25 protein-coding genes are annotated in these 24907 nt (G+C 73.1%); 14 read left to right on the plus strand and 11 right to left on the minus strand.

All coding sequences use genetic code 11. The features are described 5' to 3' along the window. Positions 1-351: 351 nt before the first annotated feature. Positions 352-1794, minus strand: a complete 1443-nt coding sequence (locus ABZ851_RS24895) for an amidase (protein ID WP_361131426.1) — start codon at positions 1792-1794, stop codon at positions 352-354. A 109-nt stretch (positions 1795-1903) separates the two neighbouring features. On the opposite strand from ABZ851_RS24895, the gene ABZ851_RS24900 reads away from it, so the two are divergent. Continuing rightward, positions 1904-2581 carry a TetR family transcriptional regulator gene (locus ABZ851_RS24900; protein WP_361131429.1) on the plus strand — a complete coding sequence of 226 codons (678 nt, stop codon included), beginning with the start codon at positions 1904-1906 and terminating at the stop codon, positions 2579-2581. On the opposite strand, the gene ABZ851_RS24905 is transcribed toward ABZ851_RS24900, so the two are convergent. Genes ABZ851_RS24905 through ABZ851_RS24915 form a run of 3 tightly spaced genes read right to left on the minus strand, consistent with a single transcriptional unit; the run spans position 2554 to position 4908 of the window. Further along, a complete protein-coding gene (locus ABZ851_RS24905) occupies positions 2554-2748 on the minus strand; it encodes a hypothetical protein (RefSeq protein WP_361131432.1) in 195 nt (64 codons plus the stop codon). The genes ABZ851_RS24900 and ABZ851_RS24905 overlap by 28 nt on opposite strands. After that, positions 2745-4178 carry a HAMP domain-containing sensor histidine kinase gene (locus ABZ851_RS24910; RefSeq protein ID WP_361131435.1) on the minus strand — a complete coding sequence of 478 codons (1434 nt, stop codon included), beginning with the start codon at positions 4176-4178 and terminating at the stop codon, positions 2745-2747. The genes ABZ851_RS24905 and ABZ851_RS24910 overlap by 4 nt, the downstream gene beginning before the upstream one ends. A gap of 1 nt (position 4179) precedes the next feature. Beyond that, positions 4180-4908, minus strand: coding sequence for a response regulator transcription factor (locus ABZ851_RS24915; protein ID WP_336053480.1), 729 nt, complete (start codon positions 4906-4908; stop codon positions 4180-4182). Between the two features lie 282 nt (positions 4909-5190). Between ABZ851_RS24915 and ABZ851_RS24920 the strand changes: the two genes are divergently transcribed. The 6 genes from ABZ851_RS24920 (at position 5191) to ABZ851_RS24945 (ending at position 10860) form a co-directional block, all read left to right on the plus strand. Further along, on the plus strand, positions 5191-6003 hold the full coding sequence (locus tag ABZ851_RS24920; protein ID WP_361131438.1) for a DUF3159 domain-containing protein: 813 nt from the start codon (positions 5191-5193) through the stop codon (positions 6001-6003). Beyond that, positions 6000-7217, plus strand: coding sequence for a cytochrome P450 (locus tag ABZ851_RS24925; protein ID WP_361131441.1), 1218 nt, complete (start codon positions 6000-6002; stop codon positions 7215-7217). Before ABZ851_RS24920 ends, ABZ851_RS24925 begins: the two co-directional genes overlap by 4 nt. A 62-nt stretch (positions 7218-7279) precedes the next feature. Further along, complete coding sequence (locus tag ABZ851_RS24930; protein WP_361131444.1) at positions 7280-7474, plus strand: ferredoxin; 195 nt, start codon at positions 7280-7282, stop codon at positions 7472-7474. Further along, the gene (locus ABZ851_RS24935) at positions 7474-8655 is read left to right on the plus strand and encodes an FAD-dependent oxidoreductase (protein ID WP_361131447.1); all 1182 of its coding nucleotides are present in this window, start codon (positions 7474-7476) and stop codon (positions 8653-8655) included. The genes ABZ851_RS24930 and ABZ851_RS24935 overlap by 1 nt, the downstream gene beginning before the upstream one ends. 168 nt (positions 8656-8823) lie before the next feature. Then, positions 8824-9927: an aminopeptidase P family protein gene (locus ABZ851_RS24940; RefSeq protein WP_361131622.1), complete on the plus strand. Its 1104-nt coding sequence runs from the start codon at positions 8824-8826 to the stop codon at positions 9925-9927. A 288-nt stretch (positions 9928-10215) separates the two neighbouring features. Continuing rightward, positions 10216-10860 (plus strand): pentapeptide repeat-containing protein, encoded by a 645-nt coding sequence (locus ABZ851_RS24945; protein ID WP_361131625.1) that lies wholly within the window; start codon positions 10216-10218, stop codon positions 10858-10860. A 21-nt stretch (positions 10861-10881) separates the two neighbouring features. Here ABZ851_RS24945 and ABZ851_RS24950 read toward each other — a convergent pair whose 3' ends face one another. Together ABZ851_RS24950 and map are read right to left on the minus strand one after the other, a co-directional pair. Further along, positions 10882-11379 (minus strand): hypothetical protein, encoded by a 498-nt coding sequence (locus ABZ851_RS24950; protein ID WP_336053474.1) that lies wholly within the window; start codon positions 11377-11379, stop codon positions 10882-10884. A gap of 211 nt (positions 11380-11590) precedes the next feature. Further along, positions 11591-12358 (minus strand): type I methionyl aminopeptidase, encoded by a 768-nt coding sequence (gene map, locus ABZ851_RS24955; RefSeq protein ID WP_361131450.1) that lies wholly within the window; start codon positions 12356-12358, stop codon positions 11591-11593. Between the two features lie 114 nt (positions 12359-12472). Between map and ABZ851_RS24960 the strand changes: the two genes are divergently transcribed. Continuing rightward, entirely contained in the window at positions 12473-12748 is a 276-nt protein-coding gene (locus tag ABZ851_RS24960) for a helix-turn-helix transcriptional regulator (protein WP_361131453.1), read from the plus strand. Positions 12749-12929: 181 nt separating this feature from the next. Here ABZ851_RS24960 and ABZ851_RS24965 read toward each other — a convergent pair whose 3' ends face one another. Beyond that, positions 12930-13505 (minus strand): TerD family protein, encoded by a 576-nt coding sequence (locus tag ABZ851_RS24965; protein ID WP_311627133.1) that lies wholly within the window; start codon positions 13503-13505, stop codon positions 12930-12932. Positions 13506-13708: 203 nt separating this feature from the next. Between ABZ851_RS24965 and arfB the strand changes: the two genes are divergently transcribed. Then, a complete protein-coding gene (gene arfB, locus ABZ851_RS24970) occupies positions 13709-14137 on the plus strand; it encodes an alternative ribosome rescue aminoacyl-tRNA hydrolase ArfB (RefSeq protein WP_088802263.1) in 429 nt (142 codons plus the stop codon). A gap of 104 nt (positions 14138-14241) precedes the next feature. On the opposite strand, the gene ABZ851_RS24975 is transcribed toward arfB, so the two are convergent. Continuing rightward, positions 14242-14742: a flavin reductase family protein gene (locus ABZ851_RS24975; protein ID WP_361131458.1), complete on the minus strand. Its 501-nt coding sequence runs from the start codon at positions 14740-14742 to the stop codon at positions 14242-14244. Positions 14743-15169: 427 nt separating this feature from the next. Between ABZ851_RS24975 and cdgB the strand changes: the two genes are divergently transcribed. Together cdgB and ABZ851_RS24985 are read left to right on the plus strand one after the other, a co-directional pair. Continuing rightward, complete coding sequence (gene cdgB, locus ABZ851_RS24980; RefSeq protein ID WP_361131461.1) at positions 15170-16843, plus strand: diguanylate cyclase CdgB; 1674 nt, start codon at positions 15170-15172, stop codon at positions 16841-16843. Positions 16844-17191: 348 nt separating this feature from the next. Then, positions 17192-18115 (plus strand): carbohydrate-binding protein, encoded by a 924-nt coding sequence (locus ABZ851_RS24985; protein WP_361131464.1) that lies wholly within the window; start codon positions 17192-17194, stop codon positions 18113-18115. Positions 18116-18293: 178 nt separating this feature from the next. Here the strand turns inward: ABZ851_RS24985 and pfkB are convergent, their stop codons facing one another. The 3 genes from pfkB to ABZ851_RS25000 all read right to left on the minus strand — a co-directional run bounded on the left by pfkB (position 18294) and on the right by ABZ851_RS25000 (position 21737). Next, positions 18294-19232 (minus strand): 1-phosphofructokinase, encoded by a 939-nt coding sequence (gene pfkB, locus ABZ851_RS24990; protein ID WP_361131467.1) that lies wholly within the window; start codon positions 19230-19232, stop codon positions 18294-18296. A gap of 328 nt (positions 19233-19560) precedes the next feature. After that, entirely contained in the window at positions 19561-20772 is a 1212-nt protein-coding gene (gene nagA / locus ABZ851_RS24995; RefSeq protein WP_361131469.1) for an N-acetylglucosamine-6-phosphate deacetylase, read from the minus strand. Next, the gene (locus ABZ851_RS25000) at positions 20772-21737 is read right to left on the minus strand and encodes an ROK family protein (RefSeq protein ID WP_336053459.1); all 966 of its coding nucleotides are present in this window, start codon (positions 21735-21737) and stop codon (positions 20772-20774) included. Before ABZ851_RS25000 ends, nagA begins: the two co-directional genes overlap by 1 nt. Before the next feature lie 309 nt (positions 21738-22046). Between ABZ851_RS25000 and ABZ851_RS25005 the strand changes: the two genes are divergently transcribed. From ABZ851_RS25005 to otsB, 3 genes are all read left to right on the plus strand, one after another. Beyond that, the gene (locus ABZ851_RS25005; RefSeq protein WP_361131472.1) at positions 22047-23267 is read left to right on the plus strand and encodes an extracellular solute-binding protein; all 1221 of its coding nucleotides are present in this window, start codon (positions 22047-22049) and stop codon (positions 23265-23267) included. Between the two features lie 136 nt (positions 23268-23403). Further along, a complete protein-coding gene (locus ABZ851_RS25010; RefSeq protein WP_361131475.1) occupies positions 23404-23712 on the plus strand; it encodes a DUF3263 domain-containing protein in 309 nt (102 codons plus the stop codon). Between the two features lie 200 nt (positions 23713-23912). Further along, positions 23913-24809, plus strand: coding sequence for a trehalose-phosphatase (gene otsB / locus ABZ851_RS25015; RefSeq protein WP_361131478.1), 897 nt, complete (start codon positions 23913-23915; stop codon positions 24807-24809). The last annotated feature ends 98 nt before the right edge of the window (positions 24810-24907 follow it).

Raw genomic sequence — 24907 nt, forward strand, 5'->3', positions numbered from 1 at the left:
TCGCGTCGGCCCGTGCCGGGCCGATCGCCGGCCCGGTCCTTCCGTACCCAGGTGCCGAGATGACGGCGCACCCCGCCCGCCGTGGTCCTCCGCACACGTCATTGAGTGCCGCCATTCCGGAAACGGCGGCACCCGGTGGTTCTCCCCCGGAACCCGTGCACGGCATCGGCCAGGCGGGCGACCGGCCGATGTGGCTGATTCTAGGCTGCCGGCCGTCGATCGCCATCCGAAATTGGTCGCCCCAGGTGGCTCAAAGATGCCAATGCGGCACTTCTGAGCCACTTATGGCCAAATTGCAGCGCAGGGGCGGTAGTTGACCATCTGAGTGGAAGCTGCGCTTCCGTGCGGTTCTCATTTCTCCTCTCTGCCGGCCCGGTGGGCGCGCGGGTCCACCGGAGTGAGTACGCCCAGGCGTTCCTCGATCCGCTGGGCCGCGTCCAGGCACCGGTCCTCGCGGTACATCCCCGCCACGACCTGGACGCCCTGCGGCAGGCCGGCCGCGAGACCGGTGGGCACGGCCACGGCCGGCACCCCCACGTACGTCGTCGCGGTCAGCAGGCGCATCGGCGACATCATCGCGTCGCGCTCCTCCGGGGTTCGCGGAATCACCGGCTCCGGTGCCGGCTGCGTGGACACCGGCCCGAGCAGCAGCGGGCAGTGCTCGAAGAAGCGGGCCCACGCGCGCTGGACGCCGAGGCGCACACCGGTCTGCCGCAGGTACTCCGCCAGGCCGACGGCAGGGTGGCGCCGGATGTCCAGCTCGATGTGGCGGGCGCTGTCCTCGGTGAGCAGTCGCCGGAGCACGGGCCAGGCCAGGCTGAACTCGGCTCGCAGGAGCGCGCCGTAGCCGTCGAGGGCGTCCTGCAGTCGTGGCACCTCTACCTCCTCGACCGGGTGCCCGGCGTCCTCCAGGGCGGCGGCCGCCGCTTCGATCGCCGCGCGCACGTCCGGGTGGACGTCGCCGCGGCCGCCGGGGTCGGTCACCACGCCGACCCGCACCGGCGCTTCCGGCCGCGGCCCGTACAGCGGCGCCGGGACCGCCCGCGGGTCCTGCGGGTCCGTGCCCGCCAGCACCTCGTACGCCGCCCGCAGGTCCGCCACCGACCGGGCCAGCGGCCCGTCCACGGGAAAGAGCTGGTGGCCCAGGACCGGTTCCTGATCGTTCATCCGGTGGTCGGCCGGGAACCGCCCGTAGCTCGGTTTCAGCCCCGCGACGCCGTTGAACGCCGCCGGGTTGCGCACCGACCCGCCGGAGTCGTTGCCCAGGCCCAGCGGTGCCATGCCGGTCGCCACCGCGACCGCATCGCCGCCGCTGGTGCCGCCGGGAGTGCGCCGCGGGTCCCACGGGTTGACGGTGTCCCCGAACAGCTGGCTGACCGTGTGCACTCCGGCGATCGCGAGGTCGGGCATGTTGGTGCGGCCGACCGGAATCGCCCCGGCCGCGCGCAGCCGTCGCACCGGGGGAGCGTCCGACGGCGCCACCCGGTCGCGGAAGTACGGCACGCCGTGCGTGGTCGCCGATCCGGCGACGTGGATGTTCTCCTTCACCGTGAACGGCACCCCGGCCAGCGGGCCCAGCCGCTCCCCGGCGGCCCGGCGCCGGTCGGTCTCCCGCGCCGCCTGCCGGGCACTGTCCTCCAGCAGCCGGGTCACCGCGTTCACCTGCGGGTTCACCGCGGCGATCCGCTCCAGGTGCGCCTCTACGGCCTCCGCCGCCGACACCTCTCCCCGAGCCACCCGCTCCGCCAACTCCGACGCCTCCAGCGTCCACAGCTCCGTGGCCGTCGTCCCCATCGGGCCCGCCCTCCCTCCGTTCAGACAGTGAAGATACGGAGCGAACATACAGACCTGTATTTGGATACAGAACTGAATATCTGGCCGCGGTGCGCCGTAGGATGCCGTCGTGACACCCGAACGCAAGCGCCTGACCCGCGAAGAGAGCCGGCAGCGGACCCGCGGCCGGCTGCTGGACGCCGCCGCCGAGCTGTTCACCGAACGCGGCGTCAACGGCACCTCCGTCGAGCAGATCGCCGAGCGCGCCGGCTACACCCGCGGCGCCTTCTACGGGAACTTCGAGGACAAGAACGCCCTGGTCGCCGAGCTGCTGCAGCACCGCACCCGCCGCGAACTGGACGAAGTCGGCGCCCTCACCCAGGGCGCCACCTCCTTCGCCGACGCCCTCGACAGGCTCCGGGCCTGGAACCGCGACCGCGCCCGGCACCTGCCCGCATGGCTCGCCCTGCGCATGGAACTCGTCCTGCACGCGCTGCGGAACGAGGAACTGCGGCCGCTGCTCGCCGAACGTGAACTCCTCGCCCGCGACGCCCATGCCGCCGGCCTGGAGCAGGCGTTCGCCGCCCGCGGTGTCGAGTCGCCGGCCGACCCCGCGTTCCTCGCCCTGATCGTCCACGCCCTGGAGGACGGCCTGCTCATCCAGCGCCTGCTGGCCCCCGCCGGCATTCCGGACGACGTCGTCGTCGACGCCTTCGACCTGCTCCTGCGCTCCTGGACGGCGCTGGCGCAGCGTCCCGCGGGGGAGGGGGAGGAGGGCGGTCAGGGGCCGGGGGCGGGGCGGGCCTGACCGGTGCGAGGAGCGGGGATCAGACCCTCGGAGGCCGCGTACCGGAATCCGTTCGCGGCCCACAGCAGCCGGAAGTCCGGGACCGCGAGGACCTCGGCGGTCTCCTCGGCGGAGGCCCGCTGGTCGGCACAGGCCCGCTCGACGGGCGCGGCCTTGGGGCCGCTCACCGTGGGGCAGGCAGCATGACGGTGAAGGTGCTGCCCTCGCCCGGTGCGGTGTGGACCGTCACCGTGCCGCCGTGTGCTTCGGCGATCGACTTGACGATGCTCAGGCCCAGGCCCGTGCCGCCGGCGGCCGGGTCGCGGGACTCCTCGCCGCGGTAGAAGCGTTCGAAGATGCGCTCGGCGGTCTCGGGGGGCATGCCGGGGCCCTGGTCGCGGACCGTCAGCTCCACCGTGTCGCCGGGCAGTGCACGGGCGCCCACCGATATCGGGGTGCCCGGCGGGGTGTAGCGCAGGGCGTTGCTCAGGAGGTTCTGCAGCACCTGCCGGAGCCGGTCCTCGTCGCCGCAGGCGAAGACCTCGCCCGCCGGCTCGACGGTGACCGGCTTGCCGGGGTCGCGGACCCGGGCATCGCCGACGGCTTCCTTGACGAGCGTGCCGAGGTTCACCGGTGCGCCGGCGAGCGGGCGGCCCTGGTCGAGCCGGGCGAGCAGCAGCAGTTCTTCGACCGTGGCGTGCATCCGGGCCGCCTCGCCCTCGATGCGCTGCATCGCCCGCTCGATGAGTTCGGGATCCTGGGCCAGACCGTGCAGATGCAGTTGCGCCCAGCCGCGGATCGTGGTCAGCGGGGTGCGCAGTTCGTGCGAGGCGTTGGCCACGAACTGCCGTAGCTGTTCCTCGGACCGCTGCCGTTCGTCGAACGCCCGGTTGAGGGCGGTGGCGACCTCTCCCACCTCGGAGTGGCGCCGGGCGACCTCGATGCGCTGGTCGATGTCGCCGTCGGCGACGGCCTTCGCGGTGGCGGCCATGTCGCGCAACGGCCGCAGGCCCACGCGGAGTACGCCGCGGCTGAGGAGCACGATGCCGCCGAGCACGGCCAGCGTGGCGGCGGCATCGGCGCCGATCAGCCAGTAGACGACGTCCTCCCCCGGCTGGAGGCTCTTGGCGACCACGACCGTGCTGAACCGCTGGGGCGGCGCGCCGGGCGCGGGCCGGACCGTGGCGGACGGGCCGACGGGGAAGCTCAGGACGCGGTAGCGGGGTACGGGCGCACTCTTCGCCGACAGGGTGCGGGGCCGGTCGGCGAAGCCGTCCGGGACCGGCGACGGCAGGTCGGGGCGAGCGCGGAGCTGCCCGTTGAGGTCACGTGCCGGTGTCTGGGCGACGACCTTGCCGTGGTCGTCGACCAGCGCGACGTACACGCCGTCGGGAATGAGGGAGTTGAGTCCTGCCGAGTTGACCGGGGCCGCCTGGTCGTTCACCCGGTGCTGCACGGTGGTGCGGGCCTTGGCGAGCGTGGCGTCGGCGACATCGATGAGGTTGAGGCGCAGCCCGATCAGCGACACCGCGTTGACGGCCACCATGCCCCCGGCCGCCAGCAGGACGACCCCGATCATCAGCCGCGCCCGCAAGGAGCCGCGCCAGGCGGCGGCCACCTCAGCCGCCTCCGGGCAGCCGCAGGCTGTAGCCGAAACCGCGCACCGTGTGGATCAGGGCGGGGGACCGGTCGTCCACCTTCGCCCTCAGCCGGGACACCAGCTTCTCGACGACGCCCGCTCCGAAGCGGTGCTGCCAGACGTGGTCCATGATCTGCTCTTTCGACATCACCTGGTCGGCATTGATCAGCAGATAACGCAGCAGTTTGTACTCCGTCGGGGACAGCGCGATCAGCCGGTCCCCGCGGCGCACCCGCCGGCTGCGCTCGTTCACACTCAGGTCGGCGAAACGCAGCATCGCACTCTCCTCCGCGGACCGGCCCGCGCGCCGCAGCAAGGCGTGCACCCTGGCCAGCAGTTCGGGGAGGCTGAAGGGTTTGGTGAGGTAGTCGTCCGCGCCCATGGCGAAGCCCGTGACCCGGTCCTCGACGGAATCGCGCGCGGTCAGGAACAGCACCGGCAGCCGCGCCCCGTTCTCCACCAGCCGCCGGCACAGGCGGAAACCGTCCATGTCGGGCAGCATGACGTCCAGCACCAGCAGATCCGGGGGCTGCGCCTCGTACGCGCTCAGGGCCTGGGCACCGCAGCCCGCGGTCGCCACGGTGTAGCCCGCGAGGCCCAAGGTGGTCTCCAGCAGCTCCGCCATCCGCGGGTCGTCATCCACGACGAGCAGCCGTTGCCCCATTCCCCGGGGCAGCGGTGCGTCGCTCGTCGGCGAGGCGGAAGGCATGGCGGGCACCAATCGGTCACGGAGTCTGCGGTCACGACAACGAGTCGCCGCGGCAGGCGGTTCCCTGGCAGGCGGTTGCCTGACCGGCGGCTGCCTGACTGTCGGTTACGGGCCGTCGCTTCCGGCCCCTTGCCCCGGCCCGCGGGCGCGGCAGACGTTACCCCGGCCCGCTGAGGCTGTCAGGCAACGGTCAGGTTGCTGACCGCGACGGGTCAGCGAGGGCGGTTTCTCTTGAGCCACGACACCGGAAAGAGCCCGTCCGCCGAGAAGCCTGGAGAGCCCGTGGACCCTGCCGCACATGACGAAGCCGGCGGTGTGGATGCCGTCCGGGCCGCCGTGCGGAGCCGGTTGCGCGGCGCCGTGATCGATATCGCGCCCGTCTTCGGATTCACCCTGACCTTCGCCCTCACCCACCGGCTCGGCATCGCGCTGACGCTCGCCTTCATGGCCGGGGCCGGGGCCTTCGTCCACCGGCTGGTGCGCAAGGAGCCCGTGGGGCGCGCGCTGGGGATCCTCGGCTTCGTCTGTGTCCAGGGCGCGTTGGCCGCCCGGACCGGGCAGGCCACCAGCTTCTTCCTCCCGCACCTGGTGCTGCACTGCGCGATGGCCGTGGCGGCACCGGTGCTGGTCCTGCTCGGGTGGCCGCCGCTGGGGGTGATGGTGGGGCTGCTCACGGGCGAGCGGACCGCGTGGCGGCGTTGCGCGGTGCGACGCCGGGCCTTCGCCAGGGGCAGCCTCGTCCTCTTCACGGGGAACGTCCTGATGCTGACCATCCAGCTCCCGTTGTTCCTGTCCGGCCAGGCCGTCGCCCTCGGCTCGGTCGATGTCTTCGGGCCGCTCGTCTTCGGGCTCGGCGCCCTGCTGGGCTGGCGGGTCTACCTGCGGGCCCTCGGCGGCCACCGCTGCGACGCCGGCCTCCCCGCGGACGCAGGCCTCCCCGCGGACGCCGCCCGCCCCGCGGACGCCGGCCTGAGGGCGGACCCGGCGCGCCCCGCCGACCCCGTACGCCCCACCGGCCCCGTACACGCCACTGGTTCCACAGATCCCATCAACCCGGCGCACACCCAGCCCCCCATGGAAAGGACCGTCCGATGACCGACACCCAGCCCACCACCCGGCCCCGGCCCGACGCCCGGACCCAGCCCACCGAGCGGACCTGCCCGTTCAGCCCGCCCGAGGGGTACCGGACGCTGCGCGAAGAGGCCCCGATCACGCCGGTGACCTTCCCGGACGGGACGGACGGCTGGCTGGTCAGCCGGCACGCCGACGTACGGACGGTGCTGGCCGACCCACGGTTCGGCGCGAACCGCCGGCCCGCGCGCGCCGATGCCTTCGCGCCCGCCGGCACACCGGTGCCGCCGCCCCCGCCGGGGATGTTCATCATGATGGACGGCCCGGAGCACACCCGGATCCGCCGGCTGCTCACCGGCCAGTTCACGGTGCGCCGGATGCGGCAGCTGGCGCCCGCGGTGGAGCGGATCGTCGCCGAGCACCTGGACGCCATGGCGTCCGCCGAGCAGCCGGTCGACCTCCTCCGGGACTTCGCCCTGCCCGTCCCCTCGCTGGTGATCTGCGAGCTGCTGGGGGTGCCGTACGCGGACCGTGCGGACTTCCAGCGGAATTCGAGCAACATGCTGCGGCTGGACGCGAGCCAGGAGGAGGTCCAGCAGGCGCACCTGGCGATGAACCAGCACATCCACGAACTGGTCCAGGCCAAGCGTGCCCGCCCCACCGACGACATCCTCAGCGGCCTGGTGCAGGACGGCCGGCTCAGCGACGAGGAAATGGCGGGCGTCGGCGCGCTGTTGCTGCTCGCCGGGCACGAGACCACGGCGAACATGATCGCGCTGGGCACCATGTGCCTGCTGCACCACCCCGACCAGCTGGCGGCGCTGCGCGCGGACGCCTCGCTCTGGGACAACGCCGTCGAGGAACTGCTCCGCTACCTCACGATCATCCAGTTCGGTCTGCGCCGCGTGGTGCGCGAGGACCTGGAGCTGGACGGCCACCGCATCGAGGCCGGCACCACGGTGCTCGCCTCCCTGACCTCGGGAAACCGTGACGCCGGCCAGTTCACCGGCGACCCCGACCAGTTGGACGTGCAGCGGCCCTACAGCCCGCACCTGGCCTTCGGGCACGGCGCCCACCAGTGCATCGGCCAGCAGCTGGCCCGGGTGGAGATGAAGGCCGCCCTGTCCGCCCTCTTCGACCGGTTCCCCTCCCTGCGGCTGGCCGTACCGGCGAAGGACGTGCCGATGCGCGACGACATGCTCATCTACGGCGTCCACGCACTGCCCGTGACCTGGTAGCCGGCGCCCCGGCCGCCATCCGGCACCCCCTCCACGGAAGAAACGGAAGAAGAGGAATACCGATGCAGGTCATCATCGACGAGGACAAGTGCGTCGGCGCGGGCCAGTGCGTGCTGGCCGCTGACCAGGTCTTCGACCAGCGGGAGGACGACGGCGTCGTCGTCCTCCTGGACGCCCTCCCGCCCGAGGAGCAGCACTCCTCGGTGGAGGACGCCGCCGCCCGTTGCCCGGCGCTGGCCATCGAGGTGCTGAAGTAGTGCCAGAGAAGGAACGGATCGTCGTGGTGGGCGCCTCGGCCGCGGGGCTCACCACGGCCGAGGCCCTTCGCCGCGAGGGTTTCGCCGGGACGCTGACCATGGTCGGCGAGGAACCCCGGGCGCCCTACGACCGGCCGCCGCTGTCCAAGCAGGTCCTGGCCGGTGAGCGGGAACCGGAGACGACCGTGCTGCGCCAGGACGCCGACCTCGGGCGCCTGCAGGCCGAGCTGCGCCTGGGCTGCCGGGCGACCGGCGTGGACCCGGCGGCCCGCACCGTCACCCTGGAGGACGGGGACCGGCTGCGCTACGACGGCCTGGTCATCGCGACCGGGCTGCGGCCCCGCCGGCTGCCCTTCGGTCACGACCTGGCCGGGGTGCACGTCCTGCGCACGCTCGACGACGCCCTGACGCTGCGTACGCAGTTGCTGGGCGGCCCGCGGGTCGTGGTGATCGGCGCCGGGTTCCTCGGCAGCGAGATCGCCGCCACCGCACGGGGGCTGGGCCTGGACGTCACCCTCGTCGATATCGCGCCCATCCCGCTGGCCGCGCAAGTCGGCCCCTGGGTAGGGAACTTGGTGGCAGGACTGCACCAGGACCACGGGGTCCGGCTGCGCATGGGCCGCGGCGTCGCCGGCCTGACCGGCGGGATGGGCCGGGTCACCGAGGTGGTGCTCGACGACGGCGCCCGGCTCCCCGCCGATGTGGTCGTGGTCGCGATCGGCTCGGTGCCGGCCACCGACTGGCTGGCGGGCTCCACGGTCCCCCTGGGGGACGGGGTGCTTTGCGACAGCCACTGCCGCGCCGCCCCCGGGGTCTACGCGGCAGGCGACGTCGCCAATTGGCCGGACCCGGTCACCGGCGGCCGCGTCCGCCTCGAACAGCGCACCAACGCCACCACCCAGGCCCTCGCCGTCGCCAGGAACCTCCTCGCCAAGCCCGGGGACGCGGTGCCCTACGCGCCGGTCCCGTTCGGCTGGACCGACCAGTACGACGCCAAGATCCAGTTCCACGGCCGGTCTCCCGCGGATGCCCGGGTCACCTGTGTCGAGGGCGATCCGCGGACGGGCCGGTTCGTCGCGCTCTACCAGGAGGGCGGCCGCGTGGTGGGCGTGCTCGGCTGGAACAGCGCCCGCGCCCTGCACGCGTACCGCGGCCGTATCGGCGAGCGGGTGCCGGAGTAACGGGGGCCGGTAACGGGGGCCGGCCCGGCGGGCGGACCGGCGATGCGCCCGCCGGGGACAGGGGCGGACGGCCGGGTGAACCGGACGGGGGGAAGAGGCCCGCCGGAAAGGTTTTTTGACGGGCCGGAAGGGGCGTACCGGCGTAAGTTCACCGGCATGGTGACTTCGATGACGCACGAGGACTACGAGCGGCGGATGGACCGGGCGGGCCGGGCCGCCGCCGATGCCGGGCTGGCCGGGCTGATCGTGACGCCGGGGCCGGATCTGGTGTGGCTGTGCGGCTACCGTCCGCCCGCGGACACCGAGCGGCTGACCGCCCTGGTGATCGAGCCGGGGCGGCGCTCGCGGCTGCTGGTGCCCGTATTGGAGTATCCGGACGCGGCGCGCTCGGCCGGGGCCCCGGCGATGGAGGTGTCGGGGTGGACCGACGGATCACAACCGTATGCGGAGGTCGCCAAGTGGGTGGATCCGCAAGGGCGTTACGGGGTGTCCGACGGGACGTGGGCGTTGCATCTGCTGGGGCTGCAGCGGTGCCTGCCGGGGACCGCCTACACCGCGTTGACGGAGGCGCTGCCGATGCTGCGCGCGGTCAAGGACGCCCATGAGGTGGCGCGGCTGGCCGCGGCCGGTGCCGCCGCGGACGCGACGTACGAGGAGATCCTGGGGGTGCGCTTCGGCGGCCGGCGGGAGCAGGAGGTGGCGGCGGACCTGGCGCGGCTGCTGACCGGGCACGGGCACAGCCAGGTGGACTTCACGGTCGTCGGATCGGGCCCCAACGGCGCTAATCCGCACCACGAGGCCGGGGAACGGGTCATCGAGGAGGGCGACATGGTCGTGCTCGACTTCGGTGGCCTCAAGGACGGGTACGGTTCGGACACCTCGCGGACCGTGCACGTCGGGACGCCGGGCGCCGAGGAGCGCAAGGTGCACGACATCGTGCGGGAGGCGCAGCAGGCGGCGTTCGAGGCGGTGCGGCCGGGCGTCGCGTGCCAGGACATCGACCGGGTGGCCAGGAAGATCATCAAGGCCGCCGGGTACGGCGAGTACTTCATCCACCGCACCGGCCACGGCATCGGGGTCACCACGCACGAGCCGCCGTATCTGGTGGAGGGCGAGCATCTGCCGCTGGTGCCCGGGATGTGCTTCTCGATCGAGCCGGGGATCTATCTGCCGGGGCGGTTCGGGGTCCGTATCGAGGACATCGTGACGTGTACGGAGTCGGGCGGGCGGCGGCTGAACCAGACGGCCCGGGAGATGGCGGTGGTGCGGTAGGGGGCCGACCGCTTCGGCCGGGGGCGGCTGTGGTCGGGCAGCTCTGCGCCAGGGCGCCTACCGCCGCGGCCGCGCATCCTCCGCGGGCTGCCGGGTATTTCCGCAGGTCAGGGTGCGTTGTCAGTGGTGTGGTTCACGATGGGGTGTGCAGGCGTGGACCGGAGTCCGGGCGCGGGCCGCAACGGCGGGCGTGGGCCGCAGCGGCGGACGGCGCGGACGGCGCGGACGGCAGGACGGCGCGGACGGCAGGAAGGCGGTGGCCCGGTGGCAGGGCGCGGTGCGGAGACGGTGCGGGCGGTGCGGCGGCCGGAGGTGCGGCTGCCGGAGCTGGCGGCGTACGACGGCGGGGAGCTGGAGGCCGAGGGGGATTACGACGGGCTGGAGTTCGCGGACGCCGACTGGGCCGGGCAGTCGGCACGCGGCGCGCGCTTCCTGGACTGCGCGCTGCGGCGCTGTGCGCTCGACGAGACCGTGCTCAGCCGGGCGCGGATCATCGACAGCGTGCTGAGTGGCGTCCGCGGTGTCGGCACGGACCTTTCCCAGGCGTCCCTGCGCGATGTGGAGGTGACGGACGCCCGGCTCGGCGGGACCCAGCTGCACGGCGCGGTGCTGCAGCGTGTCGTGGTGCGCGGCGGGAAGATCGATTTCCCGAATCTGCGGAGGGCGAAGCTGCGGGACGTCGCCTTCGAGGGCTGTGTGCTGGTCGAGGCGGACTTCGCGGGGGCGGAGCTGGAGCGGGTGACCTTCGACGACTGCACGCTGTCGCGGGTGGACTTCTCCGAGGCGCGAATGACGGACGTCGATCTGCGGGGCGCGGCCGCGCTGGATGTCGCCCGGGGGATCGACCGGCTGTCGGGCGCGGTGATCAGCGCGTCCCAACTGCTGGATCTGGCACCGGCGTTCGCGGCCCAGATAGGGGTGCGGGTGGAGTGAGCCGCCGGCCCGGCCGGGCGCTCAGACGCGGGGGAAGCGGGCCTGGAGGTCCCAGATGGCCGGGTTGTCGCCGAGGCCGTCGTGCATATCGGTGAGGTCGGCGATCAGGTCGTGCAGGAAGTCGCGGGCCTCGCGGCGCAGTGCGGCGTGGTTGAAGGTGAGCGGGGCCTCGTCGGCCGCCATCCAGTCGGCGTCCACGTCCACCCAGCCGAAGCGGCGCTCGAAGAAGATCCGGTCAGCGGATTCGGTGAAGTCCAGCTCGGCGTGGACGGGACGGGCGGAGCGGTTGCCCCGGGGGTCGGTGTCGAGCTGCTCGACGATATCGCACAGCGCCCAGGCGAAGTCGAGGACCGGCACCCAGCCCCAGGCCGTGGACAGCTCGCGGTCCGTCTTCGTGTCGGCGAGGTAGACATCGCCGCAGAAGAGGTCGTGGCGCAGCGTGCGCACGTCCGCGGTCCGGTAGTCCGTCTGCGGCGGATCCGGAAAGCGGCGGGAGAGGGAGTAGCCGAGGTCGATCACGCCTTGATGGTGTCACGCCGGTGCGGCGCGCGGACGCCCGCACCGGCCGCACGGAGAGACGCCCGTGCCCCGCCTGCCCACGCCGGTCTCCGCGCCCGTCTCCGGCCGTTCCCGCCCGCCCGGCGCCCCGCCCGCATGTGCCCCGCCGGCGCCCCCTGGCGCGCCCTCCGCCGCCCCCACTCCGCTGCCCCCTCGCCACCCGCCGCTCCCGCTACGCCGCGGTCAGCACTCGCGGCCCCTCCTCGGTCACCGCCACCGTGTGCTCGAAGTGGGCGGCGCGGGAGGCGTCGGTGGTGCGCAGGGTCCAGCCGTCGCCGTCCTCGGCGTAGAAGTCCTTGCCGCCGGCCAGGAACATCGGCTCGATGGCGAGGACCAGGCCGTGGCGTAGGACGAAGCCGCGGTGCGGGCGGCCGTCGTTGGGGACCGACGGGTCCTCGTGCATCTGGCGGCCGATGCCGTGGCCGCCGAAGTCACGGGGGATGCCGTAGCCGGCCGCGCGTCCGACGCTGCCGATCGCATGGGAGATGTCGCCGATCCGGGCGCCGACCACGGCCGCCGCGATGCCCGCCTCCAGCGCCTGCCGGGTGGTGTCCATCAGCCGCTGGTCCTCGGCACGGGCGGTGCCGACCGTGAAGCTGAGGGCGGCATCGCCGGCCCAGCCGTCCACGAGGGCGCCGCAGTCGATGCTCACCAGGTCGCCGTCGCGCAGCCGGGTGGCGTTCGGGATGCCGTGCACGATCGCGTCGTTGACCGAGACGCAGAGGACGGCGGGGAACGGGGTCGGCGCGAAGGACGGCTGGTAGCCGAGGAACGGGGACGTGGCGCCGGCCTCACGCAGGACCGTATGGGCGGCCTCGTCCAGGTCCAGCAGCCGCACGCCCGGGGCGGCCGCCGCCCGCGCCGCGGCCAGCGCGTCGGCGACCACCCGGCCGGCCACCCGCATCGCGTCCAGCGCCGCATCCGTCTTGATCTCGACCATGGGGCTACCTCCCGCTCGCCGCCTCCCACGCCGCACCGCACGCACGGCGGCGGCAGCGGCAAGGGGGCGGTATTTATTTACCGGTATTTGTTTACCGGTATTAGTATCACGGGCATGGTGCGCACTCCACTGACCCCCTGGGAACGCGAACGCGGTGAACGGCTCGGCGCGCTGCTGCGCAGGGCGCGCGGCGAGCGGAGCATGGTCGAGGTCGCGGCGGCGGCGGGGCTGTCCGCCGAGACGCTGCGGAAGATCGAGACCGGCCGGGCGCCGACCCCGGCGTTCTTCACGGTCGCCGCGCTGGCCGGCACGCTCGGCCTGTCGCTGGACGAAGTGGCCGTGCTGGCCACGCCCCCCGAGGAGGCCGGCGCGGAGGCCGCGGTCGCCTGAGGGGAGCCGCGCAGCCCCCACGCGCGCAGAGCGCACCCGCCCCCACGCTCCCGGCCCCTCGGACGCGCCGAGGGTCCGCCGCCCCCACGGCTCTCCGCCCCCAGAACGCGCCGAAGGCCGGCTCCCCGTGGGGAACCGGCCCTCCGTGCGCCGACCCGGCCGCGCCGGGTGCAGGCGTGGCTCAGACGTTGACGCCGAAGTCCTGCGCGATGCCGACGAGGCCCGAGGCGTAGCCCTGGCCCACCGCGCGGAACTTCCACTCCGCGCCGTTGCGGTACAGCTCGCCGAAGACCATGGCGGTCTCGGTGGCCGCGTCCTCGCTGAGGTCGTAGCGAGCGACCTCGGTGCCACCGGCCTGGTTGACGATGCGGATGAACGCGTTGCGCACCTGGCCGAAGTTCTGGCTGCGGTTCTCGGCGTCGTAGATCGAGACCGGGAAGACGATCTTGTCGATGTCGGCCGGCAGCGCCGCCAGGTTGACGTTGATCTGCTCGTCGTCGCCTTCGCCCTGGCCGGTGACGTTGTCGCCGGTGTGCACGATCGACTGGTCGGGCGTCGCCTTGTTGTTGAAGAAGACGAAGTGCTGGTCGGAGTAGACCTTGCCGTTTCCGTTGACCGCGATGGCGCTCGCGTCGAGGTCGAAGTCCGTGCCGGTGGTGGTGCGGACGTCCCAGCCGAGGCCCACCGTGACGGCGGTCAGGCCCGGTGCCTCCTTGGTGAGGGAGACGTTGCCGCCCTTGGACAGGCTTACAGCCATGGGAAGTCCCTTTCCTTGTCGACTCGTCGAAGCGTCGGGCTCCGTACTGCGGACGAAGCTACCGTCACCCACCACAACGCCATCGGAGGTCCGGGAGGTTCCAGCTCTCTTTACTTTCTTTGCCGAATCCTGATGCCGGATGTGCCGCAATGGACCAGGAAAAGCGGGTGACGGGTCCCGTGGCGCGCGAGATCATAGGACGCATGTCCGGGCCCCATGTCATCCGCGGTGCGGTCGTCCTTCCCGAGGCCGAGCTCGTCTGGCGGTTCTCGCGCTCCTCGGGTCCGGGCGGCCAGCACGTCAACACCAGCGACAGCCAGGTCGAGCTGCGCTTCGACCTCGGCAGGACGCAGGCGCTGCCGCCGGTGTGGAAGGAGCGCGCCCTGGAGCGGCTGGCGGGCCGGCTGACCGACGGCGTGCTGTCCGTACGGGCCTCGGAGCACCGCTCCCAGTGGCGCAACCGCGAGACCGCCGCCGTCCGGCTGGCCGCGCTGCTGGCCGAGGCCACCGCGCCACCGCCCAAGCCGCGCCGCAAGTCGCGGATCCCACGGGGCATCAACGAGCGGCGGCTGCGGGAGAAGAAGCAGCGCGGCGACACCAAGCGCGGCCGCTCGGGCCGCGACTGGGGCTGACCGGACCGCCACCGGCGTTGACCGGCCCGCAGGCGCCGTCCCCCGGCCGCCCCGACCATCACGCCCGTCCCGCAGGCATCATCCTCAGCCCGTCCCCGGGCCCCTCACCCCAACTGCCGGTACTTCCCCCGGAAGTACGTCAGCGGCCCGTCGTCCTCGCTGGACAGCTTCGTGGCCAGGACCCGCGCGATGACGAGCGTGTGATCGCCGGCCACCACCCGCTGCTCGGTACGGCACTCCATGGTGGCGAGCGCCCCGCCGATGAGCGGGGCACCGGACACCTCGCCCCGTACGAACCCGAGGTCCTCGAAGAGCAGCCGGTCGCTGATCCGCCCCTTCATCGCGAACCGCCCGGCAATCTGCCGCTGATGCCCCGAGAGCACCGACACGGCCCACAGCGGCTGCAGCGCCAGCAGGTCGTCCATCCGTGAATCGTTGCGAACGCTCACCATCACGAGCGGCGGGTCGAGGGAGACCGACAGGAATGCCGTGGCGGTCATGCCGACGTCCTCGCCGTGCGGCCCGTAGTCCGGGTCGCGGGCGGTGATCAGCACCACGCCTGCGGCGAGGCGGGACAGGGCGGCACGGAATTCGTCGTCACTCACTCCAACAGAATGCGGGATGCGCACCCCGTCCGGCGTGGAAGTGAGGGCGACGACGGGTGCGGAAGGGGCGGTGGGCCCGGAGGCCGCCGTATCGGCAGGGCTTTTCGTGAACACGCCATAAAAGCTAACTTCGTCGGCCCGCGCCGCGCATCGGGCCCGGGGACCAGCCGCGTCCTAGGTCTGACGACGGAAGTCCGGAACACTCAGAAATTTGCGTTCAGCAAGTGTAGAAAGAGTGAAGGCGCGCTCCCGTGGCGGGTTTATGGAAGATCGCCAAACACCCTTCCGACTTTGTGACTTGAGTCACAGGAGGCGCTAATTGTTGACCCTGTGTACCGAGTGAACAGCTCACTGTGATTCAGTGAGCGTGGAATCGGACGACAAAGAATCGTGGAGTTTGCTGTCGAGGTCTCAGGGAGAGCGAGCGATGGAGACCGAGTCGGAGCCATACGTCCGTCTTGCGACCCTGCGGCAGCTGCACCAAGTGGTCGCCGAGCTGAATACCGCACGTAGTCTCGCGGACACCTTGCAGACGGTCGCCGACGGCGCGATCAACGGGCTCGGCTACGAGCTGGCCGCGGTCAACCTCGTCCGCCCCGACGGCGATCTCGTGGTCGCCGCGGTCGCCGGCAGCGCGGGCGCCGAGGCGCTGATGGCCGGGCGGGCGGGCTCCCGCACCTCGTGGGAGCGCCGGCTGGCCATGGGCGAGCGCTGGGGCGACCTGATCTTCATCCCGCACACCGAGGGCTGGGTGCTCGATGACGACGACGTACCGCAGTGGCACACGGCCGGGCCCGTGCCGCGCTTCCCCGACGAGTGGCACCCCATGGACCGCCTCTTCGCGCCCATGTACACCGCGTCCAACGGCGGCGGCGAGCTGCTGGGAGTGATCTCCGTCGACCGGCCGCGCAACGGCCGGCGGCCCGGCCCCTGGGGCCAGGAAGCCCTGCAGATGTACGCCTTCCAGTCCGCCATCGCGATCAGCAACGCCCGGCTGCGGGCGAACATGCAGCGCGCCCTGGTCCGGCTGGAGCGCGAGCAGCAGGCGCTGCGCGCCAGCGAGGAGAGCTTCCGGCAGGCCTTCGAGTACGCGCCGAGCGGCATGGCCGTGGCCGAAATGGGCGGGGACCAGCACGGGCGGCTGCTACGCACCAACGACGCGCTGTGCCGGCTGCTGGGCCGCCCGGCCTCCGGGATGCGCCGCTACTCCTTCTCCGACCTGGTCCACCCCGAGGACATCGGCACGCTGCTGCGCACCTCCGCCGAGGGCGGCCGCGCCGAGCTGCGGCTGGCCCGCCGGGACGGCACCTACGTGTGGGTCTCGCTGCGCAACTCCGTCGTCGCCGACACCGCCGACGGGCCGCGCTTCCTGCTCACCCACGTCGAGGACATCGAGGAGCGCAAGCGGCACGAGCTGCAGCTCGCGCACCGCGCCAGCCACGATTCGCTGACCGGACTGCCCAACAGCGCGGAGCTGCGGGCCCGGCTCGGCGCCCGGCTGTGCTCCCGCACGCCCGGCTCGATGGCGGACGCCTACGCCTCGCGCGTCCTGCACACCGATCCCCACGAGGCGCCCGGCTTCCGGCCGGACGGCAAGGAGCCCTTCGACGGGCTCGACGGCTTCGAGGGCGTGCCCCCGGCCCCGTTCGACCACCACGTCCACCTCGTCGCCCCCGCGGACGGGCCGGCCGACGACGGCTCCAAGGGGCTCGCGGTCCTCTTCTGCGATCTCGACGGCTTCAAGTCGATCAACGACCGCTTCGGGCACAACACCGGCGATGCGGTGCTGATCGAGGTCGCCCGCCGGCTGACCAGCGGCGTCCGGGACGGCGATACGGTCGCCCGGCTCGGCGGCGACGAGTTCGTGGTGCTCGCCGACGGTCTCGGCACCGCCGACGCCCAGGATCTCGCGGTCCGGCTGCGGAACGCGATCATCCCGCCGATCCGGGTGGAGGGCCGGGCGGTCCGGGTGGGCGCCAGTTTCGGCATCGGCTGGGCGAGCTGCGGGATGACGGCCGAGGAAGTGCTGGAGTCGGCCGATCAGCGGATGTACGTCGAAAAGCGCTCCCGCTCGAAGGCGAACCGGCGGGCGGCCGGGTGAGCGGCGGGCGGAGCGGGCGGCGTCGGCGGGTGGCATGGCCGGGTCCCTCCCGTCGCCCGTAGCGCCCCCCATTGGCCGGAGTCCCCGCCGCCCGGGGCGCCCGCCTCGCCCCGGGCCGGATGCCGCGTATCTCACACCCGGCACCCCACGGCCCGCACACCAGCAATTCACCGATCTGTAGTGATCTTGTGGCCCTTCGGGCTCGGTGTGCGCAGGCCTTGAGGGGGTAGGCTGCGCCGATGCGGCGCGGTGCCGCCGGGGGCCCGCCAGACCAGTTCGCGCGGCAGACGACAGCGCACGCGGGAAGACGCGTCCAGACGCGCACAGATCGCTTGGGAGTGACACGGAATGACGGCCGGCAACAACGGCGCGGACACGCCGGAGAACGACGACCCGTTCGGCTACCTCTACCGCTCGGAAGGCGGCGAGGGCGGCGCATCGGGCCCGTCGGGCGACGGCGCGGCGGCGCGGCAGCCGGGTGTCCCGCGTACCTCCTACAACCAGGTGCGGGCGGTCGGCCAGCGCCAGTACGGACAGCAGGCCCCGCAGCAGGTGACCTACGGGCAGCAGAACGCCCACTACGCCGCGCCGGAAACGCTGCCCGGCGGGGACCGCGCGCGTCCGGGCGCGGGCCCGGGCAACGGCGGCGGCCAGGAGCCGCGCCGCGGCCGCAACGGCCTGCTGATAGGCGCCGTCGCCGTGGTCGCGGTGGTCTGCATAGGCATCGGCGTCGCGATGCTCACCAACGGCAAGAACTCCCAGGACGACACCGCGGGCAAGTCGGAGCCGTCGGCCGGTGGCAAGGTGCACCCCGGTGACAAGCCCAAGAAGCCCGCTCCCGGCAAGCTGCCCGCCCAGGACGCCGGCAGCCTGCGGCTCGACGGCGGGGCGACCACGGCCAAGGACGTGCCCGGCGCCCGCTCGGACGGCGGGACGTATGTGGCGGGTATGAACACCCCCGGCGCGTCGGCCACGTGGAGTGTCGATGTGCCCCGCTCCGGCGACTACACGCTCTTCGTCGGCTACGGCGTGCCGGGCAAGGACGCCGACTCCTCGCTGACCATCAATGGCCAGCCGCGCTCGACGAAGCTGAACATGGAGAACTTCGCGGGGGCGAAGGAAGGCGAGTGGGACAAGGGCTGGACCCGTACCTTCGCCTGGATCCAGCTCAACAAGGGCACGAACACCATCAAGATCTCGTGCGAGCAGGGCAACAAGTGCGACTTCAACCTGGACAAGGTCAGCCTCAAGGCGGGCCAGGTCAAGCGCTGACGACGGCCGGGCCGGCGACGGTCCGGTAGGCGCCGACGGTGTGCCGCAGGGGAGAACGGCCCCCGCGGCACACCGTTTTCGTCGGGCGATTGCAGTGGCGGTTGCAGTGAGGTGTGCGCGTTCGGCGGGTGCATGCCGTTGAGGGCCGTCCGGTCGTGGTGGCCCGGTGCGTTGCTGCTCAGCGGGCCGGGCCGGACGTGGGGTGTGCGCTCGTCACCACCACCCGCGCCAGCAGCTCTTCATACGTCGCCGCGTCGAACTCGCCCGCTGCCGGGGCGCGTACGGTCGCGGCGGACAGGGCTACCGCACGGGCCAGCCGGTCCGGCCAGGACAGCTCCTCCACCAGCCCCGACAGCAGACCGGCCACCGCGGAGTCGCCGGCGCCCGTCGGGTTGCCGGCGATCCGCTGCGGCGGCGCGGCCTGCCAGGCGCCGTCGGCGGTGACCGCGAGCATGCCGTCCGGGCCCAGTGAGGCGGCGACCGCATGGGCGCCGCGGCGGCGGGCGTCGCGGGCGGCGCGCAGCGGTTCGGTGCTGCCGGTGAGCGCGGCGAGTTCGTCGGCGTTGGGCTTGGCGAGGTCGGGGCGGGCGGCCAGGCCCCGGCGCAGCGGTTCGCCGCTGGTGTCCAGCAGGACCGGGACGCCGGCGCTGCGCGCGGCCCGGGTGAGCCGGGCGTAGACGTCGACCGGGACGCCCGGCGGCAGGCTGCCGCACAGCGCCACCGCCCGCGCCTCGCCCAGCAGTTCGCGGTAGGTGCCGAGGAAGGTGTCCCATTCGGCGGGGGAGACGGTCGGGCCCGGCTCGTTGAGCTGGGTGGTGTCCCCGCTGCTCGCGTCGGCGACGGCGACGGTGCGGCGGGTGGCGCCGCCGACCGGGACCAGTGCGTCGGTGACGTCGGTCTCGGCGAGCAGCGCGCGCAGCGCCTCGCCGGTGCCGCCGCCCGCGAAGCCGGTGGCGACCGTGCGGTGGCCGAGGGCGGCCAGCACCCGGGCGACGTTCAGGCCCTTGCCGCCGGGGCGTTCGGACACCTCGGTGATCCGGTTCGTGGCGTGCGGTCGGAGCCGGGGAACGCGGTAGGTGATGTCCAGGGCGGCGTTCAGCGTGACCGTGAGGATCATGGTCGCCCCTCCGGGCAGTCATGGCCGGGCGGCCGGGCGTCGGGCCACCGCGCACGGCGGTGGCATACGGACAAGTGCGCGAGCGATCATGCCATCGCTGGTGGTCGTTGGCCCAGACCCGGCCCGCTCCCGGGTGTACCGGAGCCGCCGAGGCCCGTCAGCCGACCGTGTCCTGACCGCCGACCGTGTCCCCGGCCCTCGACCGCGCCCCTCACCGCCGCCCTGCCCCTGACTGCCGCCCTGCCCTCGCCCTGTCCCTGACCGCCGTCCGGTCGGGCGTCAGACGCCCGCCGCCTCTGCCCGCGTCAGACCGCCGCCCCGTCCGGCGTCAGGCCCCCTTCGGGCGCACCACCCACTCGCCCCGGCGCATGACCCCCACCACCTCGTACGCCGCGTCCAGCACCACCAGGTCGGCGTCCTTGCCGGTCTGCAGGGAGCCGGTCCGGTCGTCGATGCCCAGGAGGCGGGCCGGGGTGGCCGAAAGTGCCTGTACGGCCTGGTCGACCGTCAGGCCGTCGAGGGTGACCGCGCGCCGGAAGGCCCGGTCCAGGGTGAGGGTGGAGCCGGCGATCGAACCGGCCGTGGGGCCCGAGCTGATCCGCGCGACCCCGTCCTTGACCTCGACCTGCATCGGGCCGAGCGGATACATCCCGTCGTTCATCCCGGCCGCGCCCATGGCGTCGGTGATGAACGCGACCCGTCCGGCGCCGGCCTCACGGACCGCCAGCTGCAGGATCGCCGGGTGCAGATGGGTGCCGTCGTTGATGAGCTCGACGGTAATCCGCTCGTCCTCCAGGAGGGCCGCGACCGGGCCCGGCGCGCGGTGGCCCAGCGGGGGCATCGCATTGAAGAGGTGGGTGGCGACGGTGGCGCCGGCCTCGATGGCCCGGCGCGTGGCGTCGTAGTCGGAATCGGTGTGGCCGAGGGCGGCGATCACCCCGGCGTCGGCCAGCAGCCGTACGGACTCCAGGCCGCCGGGCAGTTCGGGCGCGACGGTCATCATCGACGCGGTGCCGTGTGCGGCGTCGAGCAGCTTGCGGACGTCGGCCGGGTCCGGGTCGCGCAGCAGCTCCGGCTGGTGGGCGCCGCAGCGGTGCGCGGAGATGAACGGGCCCTCGAAGTGGATACCGGCCAGCTCGCCCTGCTGGACCAGCTCGGCGAGCACCGCGGCCTGCCGGGCGAGGTCGGTCAGTTCGCCGGTGACGGTGGAGGCGACCATCGAGGTGGTGCCGTGCCTGCGGTGGGTCTCGGCCACCGTCATGCACTCCTCGGGGTCGGCGGACGAGAACGAGCCGCCGCCTCCGCCGTGGACGTGCATATCGACGAAGCCGGGGACGATGAGGTGGTCCGTCAGGTCCACCACCCGTCCGGCCGCCGCCTCGTCCAGGTCGGCCTCCCGGCTGTGCACATCGCCGATCCGGCCGCCCTCGACGGTGATCCGGCCGGGCTCGACGACGCCGGACGGCCGGGCGATCCGGGCGCCGGTCAGAACGGTGCGCCCGGGGCCCGAGGGCCGCTGCGCAAACTGTTGCCGTGCCATCAGGCGGTTACCTCCGTGGAGAGAAGATCCCAGGCGAGCAGGCCTGCGCCCAGGCACCCGGCGGCGTCACCCAGGGCCGCCGGGACGATCGAGGGGAGCCGCTGGAACGTAACGCGGCGGCGGACCGCTTCCCGCAGAGGCGTGAACAGCGTGTCGCCCGCCTCGGCGAGTCCGCCGCCGATGATCAGGGTCTGCGGGTCGAGCAGGGTGAGCCCGGTGACCAGGCCGTCGGCGAGGGCGTCCACGGCGTCGTGCCAGACCGCGCGGGCCCGCTCGTCGCCGGACTCCACGGCCTTGGCCGCGTCCGCCGCGCCGGCCTGCGGATCCTTGCAGACCGCCGCCCAGTCACGGCCGACCGCGGCGGCCGAGGCCACCGTCTCCAGACAGCCGCGCTGACCGCAGCCGCAGACGCGTCCGCCGGGCCGTACGACGATGTGGCCGATCTCTCCCGCGCTGCCGTGCGCGCCGGCCTCGATCCGGCCGCCGATGCCGATGGCGCCCGCGATCCCGGTGCCCAGCGGGACGAACAGGAACCGGTCGGCGCCCCGCCCGGCGCCGATCCGCCCCTCGGCCAGGCCGCCGGTGCGGACATCGTGGCCGAGGGCGACCGGCACCCCGCCGAGCCGTTCGGACAGCAGCGCCCGCATCGGGACGTCCCGCCAGCCGAGGTTCGCGGCGTAGACGGCGGTGCCCGAACGCTCGTCGACGATCCCGGGGACGGCGACGCCGGCCGCCGCCGCGGGGACGCCGAAGCGGGCCGCGCCGAGGTCACGCAGCTCGGCGGCGAAGCCGAGGATGGCCTCGACCACCGCGTCGGGGCCCCGCTCCCGGCCCGTGGGGCGCCGTGCCTCGTACAGCAGCACGGGAGGACCGGTGGCGGTCTCCCCGGAAGGCGCCGTGTCCACCCCTACGAGGGCGGCCTTCATACCGGTGCCGCCCACATCAAGGGCGATGACGTGTCTCACGGGAACAGTTTCGCGCGATCCGCCCCGAAAGGTCTAGTCCACTCACCGATCGGATCACCCGGAGGGAGCCCACGGGGAAGGGCCCGACGGCCTGCGCCTCCGTGAAACGGGGGGTGGTGTAGACCTTGTAAAGGGCGCGGGGGAGACTCTGGTACGGACGCGGGCCCGGCCCGCTGTTCATGCCGTTGCAGGGGGACCCCGCAGACGGCGGGGCCAGGCGCCCCGGCAAGTACGGATTTTCAGAACAAAGGGCGGTAAACAGCGGTGCAGCGGCGGTACTTGAGCCTGGCGGCGGTCATCACCACCACCATGACGCTGACTCTTACCGGCTGCGGCAGCGGCTCCGGTAGCGATGACGTCACTCTCAAACTGATCGCGGCGGACTATGGCAGCAGCCCGTCCAACAGCTCCCGGCACTACTGGAACGAGCTCGCCCGCGCCTACGAGAAGAAGCACCCCGGCACCAAGATCGATGTCGAGGTCTACAGCTGGACGGACGTCGACAAGAAGGTCGAGGACCTGGTCAAGTCCGGCCACGCACCCGACCTCGCCCAGATCGGCGCCTACGCCGACTACGCCGCCAAGGGCCAGCTCTACGGTGTCGACAAGCTGCTCAACGTCACCACCCAGGCCGACTTCACCCCCTCCCTCGCGGAGGCCGGTGAATACAAGCGCGTCCAGTACGGCATGCCCTTCGGCGCCAGCACCCGGCGGCTCTTCTACAACAAGAAGCTGTTCGCCCAGGCCGGCATCACCTCCCCGCCGCAGACCTGGGACGACATAGCCCACGACGCCCAGCTCCTGAAGGCCCATGGCGTCAAGATGCCCTTCGCGCTGCCGCTCGGCCCGGAGGAGACCCAGGCCGAGACGATGCAGTGGATGCTCAGCGGTGGCGGCGGCTACACCGACAGCATCGGCAAGTACACGATCGACTCGCCGGAGAACGTCAAGACCTTCAAGTGGCTGAAGGAAAACCTCGTCGGCAAGGGCCTGACCGGCACCGACCCGGCCAAGCTCAACCGCAAGGACGCCTTCCAGGACTTCGCCGACGGCAAGGTCGGCATGCTCAACGGCCACCCCACCCTGATGAGGCAGGCCGAGGCCAAGGGCATCGACTACGGCAGCGTCGAACTCCCCGGCACCAACGGCAAGGCCAAGGCCACCATGGGCGTCGCCGACTGGATGATGGCCTTCAAGCAGGGCGGCCACCGCGCCCAGGTCGGCAAGTTCCTCGACTTCGTCTACAGCGACAAGAACGTCGAGAAGTTCTCCGGCGACTACGGCCTGCTGCCGGTCACCACCTCCGCCTCCGAGGCGATGCAGGGCGACGACAGGTACGCCAAGCTGCACGGCTTCCTCGAGCAGCTCCCCAACGCCGAGTTCTACCCGGCGAACAAGACGTCCTGGCCGCTGATCTCCAAGACGGTCAAGGCGAAGATGGGCGCCGCGGTCGACCCCCGGGGCAATCCGGCCGGGGTGCTCACCGACATCCAGAACACCGCGGACGCGGCGGACAACACCGGCGAATGACGGTGGGGGCGCGGGTGCGGGCGAGAAGGCGGGCCGACCGGTTCGGGCCGGTGGGCTGCCCTCGCCCCGGCCGTCCCCATCCGGCCGGGGCGAGCGGCCGGGCCCGGTCCGACCGTGCGCTTATCGTGGAAGCGTGATGACAGGCGGTACGGAAGGCACGGACGGCGCGGAGGCCACTGGCGTCCCGGAAGGGACGGCTGGCCCGGCCGCTGCGAGCGCCGCGGGACTGACCGCCCAGGACGAGGCGGTGCTCGCCGTCGAACGCCGCTCCTGGCCGGGCCCCGGCCCCAAGGAGCGCGCCATCCGCGAACAGCTCGGCATCTCCCCGACCCGCTACTACCAACTCCTCAACGCGCTCCTGGACGACCCCCGCGCGCTCGCCCACGACCCCGTCACGGTCAACCGCCTGCGCCGCGTCCGTGACGCCCGCCGCGCCCGCCGCTGACGCACGGCCCTTGCCGCTGACGCAGCCGTCGGCGGCCGGCGCGGGCGGCTGACACGGGCGGTCGGCGCGGGTGTCCGCCGCCGACAGAGCTGCCGCCGCTGACGCGGGCGCCCACCGCGCCGTCCTGGTGCGCCCCTGCACCCTCCCGGCCCTCGTGGAGGTGCCCCCGCCGCCCGCCGTCCGCCGGTAGGGTCGGCGCCATGGGCAGCCCCCCGAACGCCGCGCCGCACTCCCAGCCGACACCCGGACCCGGATCCGTACCGACCCCGCGCACCGCTGCCGGCCGCGACGGCCTCGCCGCGCTGCTGGCCCACCCGCAACGCGCCGTCATCGCCCTCGACTTCGACGGCACCCTCGCCGATATCGTCCCCGACCCGGCGAAGGCCCGCGCCCACGACGGAGCCGTCGCCGCCCTCGGCCGCCTGGCGCCCCGGCTGCGCGCCGCCGCGGTGATCACCGGCCGCCCGGCCACCGTCGCGGTCCGCCTCGGCGGCTTCGCCGAGGCACCGGGCCTGGACCGTCTCACCGTCCTCGGCCACTACGGCGCCGAGCGCTGGGAAGCCGCCACCGGCACCGTCCACGCGCCCGCCCCGCCCCCGGGCATCGCCGCCATACAGGCCGAGCTCCCCGGCGTCCTGGATGCCTCCGGCGTCTGGCACGGCACCTGGATCGAGAACGCCATCGAGCGCAAGGGCGGCCGCGCCATCGCCGTCCACACCCGTCGCGCCACCGACCCACAGGGCGCCTTCGACCAACTGCGCGGCCCGCTCACCGCGCTCGCCGAACGTCACGGCCTGATCGTCGAGCCGGGCCGCCTCGTCCTGGAACTCCGCCCGCCGGGCATGGACAAGGGCGTGGCCCTGGCCGACTGGGTCCGCGAGACCGGCGCCACCACCGTCCTGTACGCCGGTGACGACCTGGGCGACCTGGCGGCCTTCGCCGCCGTCGAAAAGCTGCGCTCCGACGGCCTGGGCGGCGTCCTGGTGTGCAGCGGCAGCAACGAGGTCGCCGAGCTGGCCGACCGCGCCGACCTGGTGGTCGACGGCCCGACCGGAGTCGTCGCCCTGCTCGCCGCCCTGGCCGGCCGGCTGGGCTGAATCACCCGCACTCCCGCCAAGGCCCCCGCCGCAACACCGAATGACATGACGTGCCCCTCTCGGGTTATACGATGCCGCACAAGGCGAGGGCCAGACCT

This window comes from Streptomyces sp. NPDC047049, from assembly GCF_040643995.1.
GTDB classification, from domain to species: domain Bacteria; phylum Actinomycetota; class Actinomycetes; order Streptomycetales; family Streptomycetaceae; genus Streptomyces; species Streptomyces mooreae.